At 61.0% G+C, this 13,595-nt stretch carries 12 protein-coding genes; 7 read left to right on the forward strand and 5 right to left on the reverse strand.

From position 1 onward, the window contains the following. Positions 1–183: 183 nt before the first annotated feature. Both LF599_RS12520 and LF599_RS12525 read right to left on the reverse strand, forming a co-directional pair. A complete protein-coding gene (locus LF599_RS12520) occupies positions 184–780 on the reverse strand; it encodes an IMP cyclohydrolase (RefSeq protein ID WP_269942169.1) in 597 nt (198 codons plus the stop codon). Positions 781–1,244: 464 nt separating this feature from the next. Further along, entirely contained in the window at positions 1,245–1,808 is a 564-nt protein-coding gene (locus LF599_RS12525; RefSeq protein ID WP_279521013.1) for a tetratricopeptide repeat protein, read from the reverse strand. A 432-nt stretch (positions 1,809–2,240) separates the two neighbouring features. Here LF599_RS12525 and flgB point away from each other — a divergent pair, with 432 nt between their 5' ends. From flgB to LF599_RS12560, 7 genes are read left to right on the forward strand one after another with little or no spacing between them, the layout of a single operon-like run. Beyond that, the gene (flgB, locus tag LF599_RS12530; RefSeq protein WP_269942168.1) at positions 2,241–2,651 is read left to right on the forward strand and encodes a flagellar basal body rod protein FlgB; all 411 of its coding nucleotides are present in this window, start codon (positions 2,241–2,243) and stop codon (positions 2,649–2,651) included. Further along, positions 2,652–3,092 (forward strand): flagellar basal body rod protein FlgC, encoded by a 441-nt coding sequence (gene flgC / locus LF599_RS12535; RefSeq protein WP_269942167.1) that lies wholly within the window; start codon positions 2,652–2,654, stop codon positions 3,090–3,092. Positions 3,093–3,109: 17 nt separating this feature from the next. After that, positions 3,110–3,439 carry a flagellar hook-basal body complex protein FliE gene (gene fliE / locus LF599_RS12540; RefSeq protein WP_269942166.1) on the forward strand — a complete coding sequence of 110 codons (330 nt, stop codon included), beginning with the start codon at positions 3,110–3,112 and terminating at the stop codon, positions 3,437–3,439. A 51-nt stretch (positions 3,440–3,490) separates the two neighbouring features. Continuing rightward, positions 3,491–5,083, forward strand: coding sequence for a flagellar basal-body MS-ring/collar protein FliF (fliF, locus tag LF599_RS12545; RefSeq protein WP_279521014.1), 1,593 nt, complete (start codon positions 3,491–3,493; stop codon positions 5,081–5,083). A gap of 3 nt (positions 5,084–5,086) precedes the next feature. Next, complete coding sequence (gene fliG, locus LF599_RS12550) at positions 5,087–6,085, forward strand: flagellar motor switch protein FliG (RefSeq protein WP_269942165.1); 999 nt, start codon at positions 5,087–5,089, stop codon at positions 6,083–6,085. Next, entirely contained in the window at positions 6,072–6,821 is a 750-nt protein-coding gene (locus LF599_RS12555; RefSeq protein WP_279521015.1) for a FliH/SctL family protein, read from the forward strand. The genes fliG and LF599_RS12555 overlap by 14 nt, the downstream gene beginning before the upstream one ends. A 2-nt stretch (positions 6,822–6,823) precedes the next feature. Then, complete coding sequence (locus LF599_RS12560; protein WP_279521016.1) at positions 6,824–8,245, forward strand: FliI/YscN family ATPase; 1,422 nt, start codon at positions 6,824–6,826, stop codon at positions 8,243–8,245. On the opposite strand, the gene LF599_RS12565 is transcribed toward LF599_RS12560, so the two are convergent. The 3 genes from LF599_RS12565 to pheT all read right to left on the reverse strand — a co-directional run bounded on the left by LF599_RS12565 (position 8,242) and on the right by pheT (position 13,375). Continuing rightward, positions 8,242–10,389 (reverse strand): AsmA family protein, encoded by a 2,148-nt coding sequence (locus LF599_RS12565; protein WP_279521017.1) that lies wholly within the window; start codon positions 10,387–10,389, stop codon positions 8,242–8,244. The two genes, LF599_RS12560 and LF599_RS12565, sit on opposite strands and share 4 nt — an antisense overlap. 31 nt (positions 10,390–10,420) lie before the next feature. Then, positions 10,421–10,729, reverse strand: a complete 309-nt coding sequence (locus LF599_RS12570) for a MerR family transcriptional regulator (RefSeq protein WP_279521018.1) — start codon at positions 10,727–10,729, stop codon at positions 10,421–10,423. 243 nt (positions 10,730–10,972) lie between these two features. Beyond that, on the reverse strand, positions 10,973–13,375 hold the full coding sequence (gene pheT / locus LF599_RS12575; RefSeq protein WP_279521019.1) for a phenylalanine--tRNA ligase subunit beta: 2,403 nt from the start codon (positions 13,373–13,375) through the stop codon (positions 10,973–10,975). Positions 13,376–13,595: the final 220 nt, after the last annotated feature.

Here is a 13,595-nt window from a genome sequence, read left to right on the forward strand (position 1 = left end):
CGGAATACTCGACTTCGGCCGAACGCCGAAGCTCTTCCCTTTTTACGATTAAGGGAGCGGAAGCCGGATAGCCGGCAAACTGCGCCGGTCCGGCCTCCGCCCCCTGAACCGCGGGTTGATTATGCACCCTCTTCCGCCGCGCGGCAATCCCCCTGACGCCGCGCGGCGGGGCGAAAACAACGTCTAGGCGTCGTTCTCGCTCAGGTACTTCGTAATCATGGCGTCGTACTCGCTGGTAAGCCTGAAGGTCAGGGTGGCCATCTCCTTACGGAAGGCGAGTGTCAGGCCGCCGTGCTCCTCGATCTCTTTCCGTACAGTCTCGTAGTACTTGGGATCGGGGACCACGCAGATGGAGTGGAAGTTCTTGGCGGTGGCCCGAAGCATGGTGGGACCGCCGATGTCGATCTGCTCAACCGCGGCCTTGAGGTCCAGGCCCTTGGCCACGGCGTCGGCGAAATTGTACAGATTGACGCAAACCAGATCGAACGGCTCGATGCCGAAGTCGCGCAGGGTTTCCATATGCGCCTCGTCATCCTTGTCGGCAAGGATGCCGCCGTGGATGTGCGGGTGCAGGGTCTTGACCCGGCCGCCCAGGATCTCGGGGAAATCGGTGACGTCGGACACCGAGGTGACGGGCAGACCGGCACCCTGCAGCATCTTCTTGGTGCCGCCGGTGGACACCAGCTCGCACCCCTGCTCAACCAGGAACTCGCCGAATTCGGCAAGACCGGTCTTGTCGGTCACTGAAAGGATAGCTCTCTTAACAGGCAACAGATTCATCGCAAACCTCACTTGATGTTTTGTGAGCCTGTGCCAGATTTGTTGCCCAAAGGCAAGGCGCGGAAGGCCACGGTTTCCGGCGAAAAACGGCCCATTACGCCGGTGTTTTTCCACAGGTGTTCAAAAAACATTGGTCCGCGATACCGAAAACTGCAAAAAAACCGAAAAACAACAGCTCGCGTCACAAGAAGATGAAAGACCGTTAAACATTCAACGGCCTGTCATTCCAGGAAAACGGAAAATAGCCGCAAGCAGGCAGCTTCAAAATGTGGGAAACAGGGCAACGGACCGATCTCGGAGAGAGCGGCCGCCAAACACGAAAAGACAAAAAGACCGATGCGGACACCCCGGGCGGAAAAATGTCCGTCATGCGGCCGACGGAGGCCTCAACGACAGAAAGGCTGACCCCCCGCCCCGCGGCAACAGGCTGCGGGGCGGGAAATCAACGGGAGGGGAGACCGTTGTCAGGACCGGATCTGTTCGAGCATTTCCTTGGCGGCATTGTGCTCGGGATCCTTTTCGAGGATGATCTCAAGCTGCTTGGCGGCCGCTTCGGTCTGCCCGGCGCAGACAAGGCATCCGGCCAGGGAGTAGCGCACTTCATGCTTGGCCGGGTCGATTTCAAGATAATTTTCGAGATGCGGGATGATCTCGCCGAGGCGGTTCAGCTCATGTCCGAGCCGGATCAGGCTGAACAGAGCGACCATGTTCTCGGGATTCATGCCGATGGCCTCGACAAACAGAGTGAAGGCTTCTTCCTTGTCGCCGTTCTCCATGCGAATGAGGCCGATCCCGGAAAGACTCTTATCCGAAGGCTCGATCTTGTGGGCCTTCCTGTACATGATCTCGGCATCGTTCAGATCGCCGCGCTGGACAGCGACGGTAGCCAGGCCGAGATACGGGTCGGGATGGACGCCGTTGGAGCCGACGGCCTTCTTGTAATACTCCTCGGCTTTGTCCAGCTCACCCATGAACAGGTAGCATTCGCCGAGTTCCTTGTTGATTTCGTAATCCAGATGACCACTCATAGTTCCCCTCCATTTCTCCTTTTCCCGGAGGGCCGGGCTGAAAAAAAATCCTTGGCCGATTCGGCCGAAATCGATCTAGCAATCAATGTGCCAAGAACCGGCAATCCAGTTCACGCCCATCGTAACAAAGGCAGCGTAACAATCTGTATTTATTTATATTCCAAGCAAACATCCAGGCATCCTGCGTAGCCTGGCACCTCCCTCGCGACGGACCAAAGGGAAGAATCTACCCGTGTTGCCGCCTAAAAAACGCGCCAAATTCCGACCCCCTGTCCGCAACTCTGACGCGCCGTCTTCCTTTTTTTAGCAATATCCAATAATCCCTGTTCCTTATCTGTTTGGAACGGGAGTTGCTTAGTCTTATGCGTTCCCGCCGGAAAATCATGCCTCCGCGGGACCGCAACGCCTACGCGAATGCAGGAGGATCAAGAAATGCGAGGACTTTTCGAGCACCAGCTCAACTTGACGGCGAAGGTCATGGACCTGCGCCTGGAACGTCAAAATATCGTCACGGGCAACATCGCCAACGTGAACACACCGGGCTACCGGGCCCGCCGCCTCGAATTCGAAGGCCGCCTGCAGGCCGCACTGAACCAGAACGCCCTGGGAAAACTCACCCGCACAGAGCAGTCGCATCTTCCCGCGACCTTTGATCCCGACGGCTTCAAGGGCGAGGGGTTGGACGATTTCCGGGCGCGCGAGGTCCACGGCATGGACCACGTGAATCTGGATAAGGAGATGGCCACGAACGCCAAGAACACCATGATGTACAACGCCTTGGCCTCGGTCATCAAAAAGAGTTTCGACGGCATGAACAAGGTCATTCAGGAAGGGAGCAAGTAAATGGATATCATGACAGCCCTGGACATAGGCGCATCCGGCCTCACGGCCCAGCGGGCGCAGCTCAACGTCATTTCCATGAACATGGCGAACATTCGGACCACCAAGACGGCCGAAGGCGGGCCGTACCAGCGTAAATCGGTCTCCTTCGAGGCCACCCCGGTATACTCGCCCTTCGACCAGGCCATGCAGGACCAACTCAACCGCAACCTGGAAGGCGTCAAGGTTCTGGGAGTGACCGCCGACCAGCGGCCCTTCAAGCAGGTCTACGAGCCCGATCACCCCGACGCCAACGACCAGGGCTACGTGTTCTACCCGGACATCAACGTGGTCGAGGAAATGGCCAACATGATGCAGGCCATGCGCGGATACGAGGCAAACGTCCAGACGATCCAGGCGGCCAAACAAATGTTTCAAAAAGCCCTCGTCATCGGACAGGGCTAGGGAAAAGGAGATAGCAAATGGTCGTCAAGAGCGTCGCCATCAACGCATACCAGAACGCCATGGACATCCGCCGCCGCACGGTGGACTCCACGGTCTCCGAAAGTCTCAAAAAGCCCCAGGAACCAGTCCGGAGCTTCAACGACACCCTCAAGACCTCTCTCGTCAAGGTCAACGACCTGCAAAGCGAGAAGAAGGTCATGATCGAGGAATTCGCGTCCGGCAAGAGCCAGAACGTGCATGAGCTGATGATCGCCATGCAGAAGGCGGGCATGGCCATGCAGATGACCGGTGCCGTCCGCAGCAAGGTCATGTCGGCGTACAAGGAAATCATGCAGATGCCGTTCTAGGCGTCGCCGCAACCCGTAGCAACACAGCCAACGCAAGCTGGAGAATAGAAGATGCCTCCGTTCGTCGCCGAATACTGGTCCAAAGCACAGGGTCTCTGGGCAGACCGCACCGCGTCACAACGAATCCTCATCGGCGGATTGGCCGCCGCAGTGATCGTTTCCTTCGCGCTGATGATCTACTGGATGAACAAACCCGACTACAGGGTCCTGATGACCAACCTCTACCCCGAGGACGCGTCCAGGATCGTGGCCATGCTCCAGGGCCAGAAGGAAAGCTACAAGCTTGAGGACAACGGCCGGACCATCAAGGTCCCGGCGGACAGGGTGTACGAGCTCAGGCTCAAGGTGGCGGGCGAAGGCAACCTGCACGGCCAGGGCATCGGCTTCGAAATCTTCGACGAGGTGCAGATCGGCCAGACCGACTTCGTCCAGCACGTCAACTACCAGCGCGCTCTACAAGGCGAGCTGGCCCGCACCATCACGGAATTTCCCCTCGTCGACAAGGCCAGGGTGCACCTGGTCATCCCGCAGAAGTCCCTGTTCATCGAGGACCAGATAGCGCCCTCGGCGTCCATCGTCCTGCAACTCAAGGGCGACGGCAAGCTCGAACCCGACGAGGTCACGGGCATCGTTAATCTGGTGTCCATGGCCGTGGAAGGCCTTGAGCCCAAGAACATCACGGTCACGGACATGAAGGGCCATCCCCTGTATACCCCGGAGGACGAGACCTCCGGCCTGGCCATGTCCAACGCCCAGCTCCTGTACAAGGCGGATGTGGAAGGCAAGCTGCAACGCCGCATTCTCGAACTTCTCGGCCCCGCCGTCGGTCCCGACAAGGTCATCGCCCGCGTCAACGCCGACCTTGATTTCAGCCAGCGCACCGTGCGCAAGGAGACCTACGACCCTGACGGCTCCGTGGTCCGCTCCGAGACCCGCAACGAGGAAACCACCCAGGGCGCGGCCTCGCTGGCCGGCGGCGAACCCGACGTCAACTTCCGGGGCGACGGCTTCACCGGGACCCAGACCACCCAGGACTCCACCCGCGAGTCCAGGACCACCAACTTCGAGATAAACAGGCAGGAAGAAAATATTATTACCCCGGTCGGGGAATTGAAACGTCTGACCGTTGCGGTTATCGTCGACGGGACGTGGGAGACGGACGCCGACGGCAACGCCGTCTACGCGCCCCGCTCCGCCGAGGAAATCAATCGCATCCGCACCCTGATCGAGAACGCGGTGGGCTTCGACTCCCAGCGCGGCGACACCATCGAGGTGAGCAACATCTCCTTCGGCGAACCGCAGTTGGCCGACGGCGACTCCCTCATGCGGACCATGCTGGAATACGCCCAGCGGCTGGGCAAGCCGTTCCTCAACGGCCTGCTGATCTTCCTCTTCCTCATCCTGGTCGTGCGGCCGGTGGTCATGGCCCTGATCCGGCCCCGCGTCGCCGAACAGGAAATCGAGGAAATGGCCGGACTGCCCGGCACCGAGCGCCTCGCCCTCGAAGAGGAAGAAATGGACGAGGAAGCCCTGGACACGTCCAGACGGCTCGAAAATGCCAAGAACCACGCGATTCAACTGTCCGACGAGAATATCGATCAGGCGGTCCACCTGCTCAAGACCTGGCTCACCCAGGAGGCATAAGAAATGGCAGATTTTACCGGCCCCCAGAAAACGGCCATCGTGCTCCTCGCCCTGGGCGAGAAGTTCACGGCGGAGGTATTCAAGCGCATGGAGCGTAACGAAATCGCCGCCGTATCGAAGGCCATGCTCGAAACCGACTCCGTGCCGAAGGAGGAAGTCCTGGAAGTCCTCAAGGAGTACAACGAGGCCCTGGCCTACGGCGCGGAACTTCTGGTGGGCGGTCCGGAACAGGTCAAGCGGCTGCTGACCCAGTCCCTGGACTCGGAAACGGCCAAGTACATCATGGATTCCCTGGACCTGGATACCGGCCCCACGCCGTTCCAGGAATTGGAAAACGTCAGCCCGCGCATCCTGGCGCAGATTCTCCGGAACGAGCATCCGCAGACCCTGGCTCTCATCCTGGGGCACCTGCACCCGGATCAGGCCGCCGAGCTTATCCAGAACCTCCCCGCGGGCGTACGCGCCGAAGTGCTCATGCGCCTCGCCAAGCTCGAAGCCGTGGCCGAGGAAATGCTTATGGAAGTCGACAAGGTCCTGCAAAGCCAGCTCATCGCCATGGGCGGCAAGGAAGGCAAGAAGGTCGGCGGTGTCAATTCCGTGGCGGAGATTCTCAACGCCGTGGACCGCAACACCGAGGAAGAGGTCCTCTCCGAGATCGAGGAGGAGTCCACCCAGATGGCCGAGGACATCCGCAACCTCATGTTCGTGTTCGAGGACGTCAAGAGCATCGACGACATCGCCATCCGCGAACTGCTCAAGGAGGTATCCAACGAGGACCTCACGGTCGCGCTCAAGGGCGCGAGCGAGGAACTGCGCGAGAAGTTCTTCAAGAACCTGTCCGAGCGCGCTTCGGCCATGATAAAGGAAGACCTGGAAATCATGCCGCCCAAGAAGCTCAGCGAGGTGGAGGCCGCGCAGCAGGCCATCGTCAAGACCGTCCGCCGTTTGGAGGACGAAGGCAAGATCGTCATCAGCCGAGGTGGCAGCGATGTCTTTATCTAAGCACCAGACACACCGCCCGCGCATGACGGGCAAGGTCGTGGTCGGCATGAATACGCCCGGCCCGGATGAAATGAGCATCCAGGAGCTGGAGGGCAAGCGCCAGCTCGTATGGGACGAGTCCACCAACGAGGAATATCTGGCCCGGGTGCGGGAAAAGGCCCGCGACGCGGCCAAGGAAATCAAGATGCTGGCCGAGCTCGAAGCCGAGGCGTTGCGCGCCACGGCCAGGCACGAAGGATTTGCGGCGGGCATGGCCGAGGCGCAGGAATTCGTGGACCAGCACATCAAGGATATCTCGGCCAAGGCCGAAGCCCTCTTCTCCCAGCTCGGAGCCCAGGGCGGCAACATTTACGAAGCCCGGCGAAAGGACATATCCCGGCTCATCCGGCTCGCCCTGCGCAAAACCCTCAAGGTCGAGCTGGACGAAAAACGCTCGGAGGCCCTGCGGGCGCTCATGACCCAGGCCCTGGAACGCATCGAGTCCCAGCGCCGCATCGAGATTCGCTGCAACCCGGAGGAAACCGCCGAGCTTGACGAGTTCGTCAAGACCATCCAGGACCGCAACCCCTCTCTTCAATACTGGAGCGTCAAGGGCGACCCCTCCATTCAAATGGGCGGCGTGGTCATCGAGGCCGACGAAGGCAAGGTGGACAACACCGTGGACACCCGCTGGAAGAGCGTGGAACCCCTCTTCGACCAGTTGGCCGAGCAGATCACGTCCGGAACCGGGGAGTAGCCATGGACGCGGACTCGAAGCTCACCCTTCTCGAAGAGCTCGATCCCTGCCAGACCTTCGGCAAGGTCACCAAGGTGGTCGGCCTCATCGCGGAGGGCCGTGGCATCAAGGCCCCCCTCGGCTCGGTCTGCTATCTTCTGCCGTCCGGGCACGACCCCATCCCCGCCGAGGTGGTCGGATTCCGCGACGGCGCGTGCCTGTTCATGCCCTACTCGGACATGCGCGGCATCGGCCCGGGCTCCCTGATCCAGAACGCGGCCACCCCGCCGCACATTCCGGTGGGTACGGCCATGCTGGGCCGCGCCGTGGACGCCTTTGGAAAGCCGCTCGACGGCAAGGGACCATTCCACGCCGAGGCTTTCGCCCCCCTGCATCGCGAACCGCCCAACCCGTTGGAGCGTCCGCGCATCGACAAACCCCTTGATGTGGGCATCCGCTCGGTGAACGCGCTTCTGACGCTCGGCAAGGGCCAGCGCGTCGGCATCATGGCCGGTTCCGGCGTTGGCAAATCCACCACCATGGGCATGATGGCCCGGTACACCAAGGCGGACATCAACGTCATCGCCCTGGTTGGCGAGCGCGGTCGTGAGGTGGTGGAATTCATGGAGCGCGACCTTGGTCCCGAAGGCATGGCCCGCAGCGTGCTCGTGGTGGCCACCTCGGACAAAAGCCCGCTCATCCGAATGCGCGCGGCCTACGCCGCAACGGCCATCGCCGAATTTTTCCGGGACCAGGGCAAGGACGTCCTGTTGATGATGGACTCGGTCACGCGTTTCGCCATGGCGGGACGCGAGGTCGGCCTGGCCGCGGGCGAACCGCCCACTCGCGGCGGCTATACCCCGTCCGTCTTCGCCCACCTGCCCCAGCTTCTGGAGCGCGCGGGCAAAAACCGCAAAGGGTCCATCACCGGAATCTATACGGTCCTGGTGGACGGCGACGACTTCACCGAGCCCATCGCGGACTCCACCCGCTCCATTCTGGACGGGCACATCGTCCTGACCCGCGAGTTGGCCGACATGGGCCACTACCCGGCCATCGACGTGCTCAAGTCCATCAGCCGTCTGCGAAGCGACATCACCACCAAACAGGCCCAAGCCGACGGCCGCACCCTGCTTCGGCATATGGCCACCTTCAAGCGCGTGGAGGATATGGTCAATATCGGAGCGTACCAGAAGGGAGCCAACGCCGAGGTGGACAAGGCCATCGCCATGGTCGGCCCCATCAACAATTTTCTGCGCCAACTCGTCGATGAACAGGAGACCCTGGACGGGGCCTTCAAGGCCATGCATGAGCTGGTGGCCGATGAGACGAATCCCGCTCAGCAGTCGGCTTCGCAGGGCAAGGCCAATTCAAGGCAACAGCTCAAGAAGGTCAACCGCAAGAACGGTCAGAACCCGGCCAACATCAAGATGAAAGTCCGCTAGAATATCCCGAGAAATTTCTTCCGCTCCGGCTTGCCGGACTCCGGCTCGTCGTCACAGCACGATTTGTCCAGAGCGGAGCCCACGCCCTTGACCACATTCTTCATGCCGCCCAGAACCGTGCCCACGGTATCGACCACCACCCCGCCGAGGGACTTCACATACTCCGAAATCGAAACCCAATACCGGGGCTTGTCGATGGTTCCGGTCACGCGGATGGGAACCATGACACCGAAAAGCTCATGGGAGGACTTGCCGCCCTGGCCAGAGGCCGTGGGCACCAGCTTGGCCTTGACTATGTAGTCGATCTGGCGCGTAACCAGAGAAAGGGCCCCGTGCCCGTCGGCGCGGAGGCCCGGAGCCTTGACCTCCAGGTCCCGGTTATTGACCACGCCGTTGGCAACCGTGCCGGTGCCGGTGATGGAACCGAATCTGGTGGAGTCGGTCTGCTCGGCTTCCACCGTGCCCTGCTTGTTCTTGGAAGACACTGTGGTCCGGGTCATGCGCGTCAAATCAACGCCGGGGAACACGCCGTCCGACAGGCTGAAGGAAAATTTACCGCCCAAGGTGGCGAGCAGGTCGCGCATCCGCTCGCCCTGCGCGCTCAAAGTCGATTCATAATCGGCAATCCCGGCGTATTCGGCCGTGCCGGTCACATCCTTGGACAACCCGGCCACATCGAGCCGCTCCACGTGGATGCCGGTTTCAACCACAGGCGCACCCTTGCTTGCGTCAGCAGTGAAAGTCGCCTTGAGAGTTCCCCCATAGGCCGAAGCCGAAAGGGGGCCTACGGTCAGCACACCGTTCCCGCCCTTTGCCGCCGCCGACACTTCGCTGAAATTCGCACCACCGACCTTGAGCCGGGCCACCTTGACGTCCATATCGAAATCCAGCCGTCGAAGGACATCCGCAGGCAGAACCATATCATCCAACTGGCCGGACTTGGCCCGTTCCTGGGACACGGCCCCCTTTTCCGCGTGATCGGACGGCAAATAGCGGTCCAGATCAATGTCGCCCGCGTCCACCTGCGCCTCCCAGCGGGGCCACTTGCCGCCCCGCTTCACCATCGCGCGTCCCACTATGCGGGTTCCATCCACCGAAAGCTCCATGTCCTCCAATGCCAGGCGTCCGGTCTCTAAATCCACCCGGCACGTGCCGCCCACCTTGGTCAAGGCCTTGGGATCGGCCGTGTTGAGCGCATCCCCACCCAACGCGGTCATCACCGTTCGCAGGTTCGCCGGTTTCAACGTAAGGTTGGCCGTAACCGCCGATAACTTATCCGTAATCCCCTTGATGGTGCCGTCGGCAAGCAAGGTGGCCCCGTAGGCCGAGCATTCGAGCCCCGTCACCTGAGCGGTCTCCTTGTTGAAATCGAGGGCCAGGAACTGAAAGGACAGCAAGCCGTCCACGCTTCCGCCCGGTATGGCGTCGCCCACGGCCTTGACCGCCACGCGCATGTCCATATGGCCGTATTCACGATTGGCGAGATCAAAGGAAGACTGTCCCTCAAGACTCATGGACCCTTTGGCGTCGGGATTCCGGCAGTCGAAGTCGACGTTCACCTTCACCGGAAACAGACCGCCCCGGCTGATACGGCCGGTGGTCACATCCATGCCCCGCAGGATAAACCAGGTTTTCGCCTTCCGGTCGTCCCAGGTAAGGCCGCCCCCGGTTACGGTCACGCCCGCCACATCCAGATCGAAGGCGTCTTTTCCGGCGCTCTGCACAGCATCAGCCTGTTTGCGTCCCACGAGATCATCCCAATTGGACCTGCCCTGCTCATCGCGGCCGAGATTCAGGACCGGGCCGTCGAGCACGAGCTGACCGAACCGAATCTTTCCCATGAACAAAGGCAGGATGCGCACAGTCACACGGGCCGCACGCACCGAAGCCATGGGCTCGGGACCGAACCCTTGGGCGTTGCTCAGAGAAAGCCCGCCCAAGGTGACGCCCAGCCCAGGAAAAAACGTCAGGCCGATGTCGCCATCGAACGTCAGCACCCGGCCGGTCTCCTTGAGCACGGCCTCGCTAATGCGTTCCTTGTAGTCGTTGGGATTGAAGACAGCCACGAAAACCAGGGCGGAAACGACGAATAGCGCCAGGCATACGCCCAGGCCGATCAGTCCGAATTTCAGGAAGTTGCCCATGGTCCGCCCCCTCGCGGGATGGCCCCGCAGCCTAGCGTCTCAGGAGATTGCGAATAGCCAGCAAATCGTCCCGAACTTCCGCCAGAATATGGGCTTGTTCGCGACTGCGCAATTTTTTCTTGGCCCCGTCTATGGTCAGGCCCTCGTCGTAAAGAAGCCGTTTTATTTCACGAATGATTTCCAGGTGCTCTTCGGTGTACAAACGCTGACCGCTCTCGGTCCGAATGGGATCGATCTCGTCGAACTCCCCTTCCCAAAAGCGGAGCACGTAGGTCTTGACCCCAATCTCCTTGGCGGCCTGCCCGATCTTGTACCGCTTGAAGTCCTGCAAATCTTCCATTTCTTATTTCTACCAAATACCCACGCCGCATTCAACCGTGTTCCGGAGAAGATACGAGCCTTCTTTCGCTTTCCAAATTTACTTCCGATTCGTTTAGATGGGAAAGGGAAATCGTCTCTCGAACAAGCGCCGCCACGACGCAAGCATTCCTCCCATGACACACTGAAACGCCCCCCGGCTCTCCCATGAAAAAAAGGCCCCGTTCCTTTGGGAGCGGGGCCTTTGACAGCATATTCGTTGCTTCTAGAACCGAATGGGCAGGCTCTTTTCGAGGGCCGCCAGAATCTTCTGGTGTTCCTTGTCGACCTGCTTGTCCTTGAGGGTCTTGGTGGGCGAGCGGTACGTCAGCCGGAAGGAGAGGTTGCGTTCCTCCTCCTGTCCCTCAGGAACGAACTCGGCCACCAGCTCGACGGATTCGAGAATGCTCACGCCCGCGCCAAGGATGGTCTCGCGGATGGCGTCGGCACCCAGCGTCACCGGGCCGATGACGGTCACGTCACGGCGGCTGGGCGGGAAGACCGGCAGCGGCTGGAAGTTGATCTTGTGAGCGTCGGCCATGTCGCGCAGGCCGTCCAGATTGAAGTCGGCCATCCAGACGTCCTTGCGGGCGTGATAGTAGTCGGCCATTTCCTCACGAACCCGTCCGACAAGGCCCACGGCCTGACCGGACACGCTCACCTGCACGCAGGGTTCGAGATAGGGATGTCCGCCTTCAGCCAGGGTGAAAACCGGGGCTTCGAGCTTGAAGGTGTCGGCGAGCAGATGCTCCACCAAGCCCTTGATATCCAGATAATCCACGTCGCCCTGGGTCCAGGGCCATTCCTGGGCATGGCGGGGTCCATAGAGCAGGATGCCCAGCCGGGACTGCTCGCGGGTCTCGGTCTCGGAGGTCTCGTCGTGCACAAACTGCTTGGCGACTTCGAACAGGCGGATATGATGGTTGCCTTGGGCCAGATTGTTCTTGAGCGCATTCAGCAGCCCGGGGGCCAGCTCGGTACGCATGACGTTCTGTTCCTCGGACAGGGGGTTGGCGATGAAGACCCGCCCCTCTTCGGAAAGATTGAGCCGGTCGAGATCGTCGGAGCCCGTGAAGCTGTAGTTGATCGCCTCGTTCAGCCCCACGCCGCGTCCCCAGAATTTGACGCGCTTGATAAAGTCGTACACCGGGGTGCCTTCCGCGCTCTCCAGGGACTTTGCCACCTTGGGCAGCACTGCCGGGATGCGGTCCAGCCCGTAGACGCGGCCCACTTCCTCGTACAGGTCCACCTCGCGCTCAAGGTCGAGGCGATGGGACGGGGAGGACACGGTCCAGTTTTCCGGGTCGGTGTCGTCGACCGCGCACCCTTCAAGCACAAAGACCTTTTTGGCGAAATCCGGCTCCAGGTCGAGGCCGAGCAGGGACATGCACCGCTTGTGACGATAGCCGTGGGAGCGATCCTGCCACGGACACGGCTCGGCTGTGGCCACGCCGGAAACAACCGTGCCGCCGGAGGTCTCCGCCATGAGCTGGGCCGCGCGGTCCTGGGCGAACCGGGTCATGACCTGGTCAACGCCGCGTTCGAACCGGTAGGAGGCTTCGGAGGGCAGGGACAGCCTGCGGGCGGTCTTGCGAACGGTGCCGGGACGGAACACGGCGGCTTCGAGCAAGACGTTGCTCGATCCGGCTCCCATCTCGGAATTCAGGCCGCCCATGACGCCTGCCAGGGCGATGGGCTTGACGCCGTCCCAGACGAGCAGATCTTTGGCGGTGAGCGTACGCTCGACGTTATCCAGAGTAGTGAACTTCATGCCGTCCGTGGCCGGGGCGACGCGGACGGTCGCCTTCTCGATCAGGTCGAAGTCGAAGGAATGCAGGGGCTGGCCCAGCTCGAACATGATGAAGTTGGTCACGTCGACGATATTGGAAATGGGACGCTGGCCCAAGGCGAGGAGCTTGAAACGCATCCAGTCGGGTGCCTTCCGAGTCTGCACGCCCTTGATGAGCCGCGCGTGGTAGGCCGGGCACAGCTCGGGGTCGTCAATGACGATCCGGACATCGTCGACGGCATTGCCGCCCCCTTCCACCAGATTGAGCTCGGGCAGGGTCAGGGGAAGATCGAACGCAAGCGCGGTCTCGCGGGCGAAGCCGAGAATGGAAAGGCAGTCGGCGCGGTTCGGAGTGATGTCGAAGTCAAAAACAACCCTTTCGAGGTTCAGGGCGTCCACAAGCTTGTCGCCCGCCTTGAACGAGTCGTCGAGCACCCAGATGCCTTCATGATCCTCGGAGAGGCCCAACTCGCGCTCGGAGCAGATCATGCCCATGGACTTGACGCCCCGGAGCTTGGCCTTCTTGATCTTCATGCCGTCGGGCATGGTCGTGCCCACCATGGCCACGGGCACCTTCTGGCCCTTGCCCACGTTGGGAGCGCCGCACACGATGGTCAGGGTCTCGGGACCACCGACATCCACGGTACAGACCGACAAATGGTCCGACTCGGGATGGGATTCGCGCTCGACGACATGGCCGACCACGATATCCTGGATAGATTCAAAGGGATCAATGATGCCGTCCAGCTCCAGTCCGAGCATGGTCAGCTTGTCCCCGAGAACCTGGATGTCTCCCTCGTAGGGAACAAATTCACGCAACCAATTCAAGCTAACTAACATGAGTGCCTCCGGCAGCCGAATCAAGGAAGAGACGCCCTTTTCGCAAAGGGTTTGCCCCCTGTCCCCCGGCCCGCCATCCCCTTCCCTTTCCGGGCTGCCCGCGCACGCGGACACACAGTCGGAGGGAGGTGGAAAAGTTGTCTTCGTAGGGTGCGAGCTTCGTGAAGCTCAATATGTCAATGGGGCGCACGAAAAGCTTCAGCTCTTCGTGCGCCACGCA

Source organism: Pseudodesulfovibrio thermohalotolerans (assembly GCF_021353295.2).
GTDB classification, from domain to species: Bacteria; Desulfobacterota; Desulfovibrionia; order Desulfovibrionales; family Desulfovibrionaceae; genus Pseudodesulfovibrio; species Pseudodesulfovibrio thermohalotolerans.

Coding starts and splice junctions, on each gene's coding strand:
- LF599_RS12520 (WP_269942169.1), bottom strand. CDS start 780: ATGAATCTGTTGCCTGTTAAGAGAGCTATCCTTTCAGTGACCGACAAG.
- LF599_RS12560 (WP_279521016.1), top strand. CDS start 6,824: ATGGACGCGGACTCGAAGCTCACCCTTCTCGAAGAGCTCGATCCCTGC.
- flgC (WP_269942167.1), top strand. CDS start 2,652: ATGGATATCATGACAGCCCTGGACATAGGCGCATCCGGCCTCACGGCC.
- LF599_RS12555 (WP_279521015.1), top strand. CDS start 6,072: ATGTCTTTATCTAAGCACCAGACACACCGCCCGCGCATGACGGGCAAG.
- flgB (WP_269942168.1), top strand. CDS start 2,241: ATGCGAGGACTTTTCGAGCACCAGCTCAACTTGACGGCGAAGGTCATG.
- fliG (WP_269942165.1), top strand. CDS start 5,087: ATGGCAGATTTTACCGGCCCCCAGAAAACGGCCATCGTGCTCCTCGCC.
- fliE (WP_269942166.1), top strand. CDS start 3,110: ATGGTCGTCAAGAGCGTCGCCATCAACGCATACCAGAACGCCATGGAC.
- LF599_RS12525 (WP_279521013.1), bottom strand. CDS start 1,808: ATGAGTGGTCATCTGGATTACGAAATCAACAAGGAACTCGGCGAATGC.
- pheT (WP_279521019.1), bottom strand. CDS start 13,375: ATGTTAGTTAGCTTGAATTGGTTGCGTGAATTTGTTCCCTACGAGGGA.
- LF599_RS12565 (WP_279521017.1), bottom strand. CDS start 10,389: ATGGGCAACTTCCTGAAATTCGGACTGATCGGCCTGGGCGTATGCCTG.
- fliF (WP_279521014.1), top strand. CDS start 3,491: ATGCCTCCGTTCGTCGCCGAATACTGGTCCAAAGCACAGGGTCTCTGG.
- LF599_RS12570 (WP_279521018.1), bottom strand. CDS start 10,729: ATGGAAGATTTGCAGGACTTCAAGCGGTACAAGATCGGGCAGGCCGCC.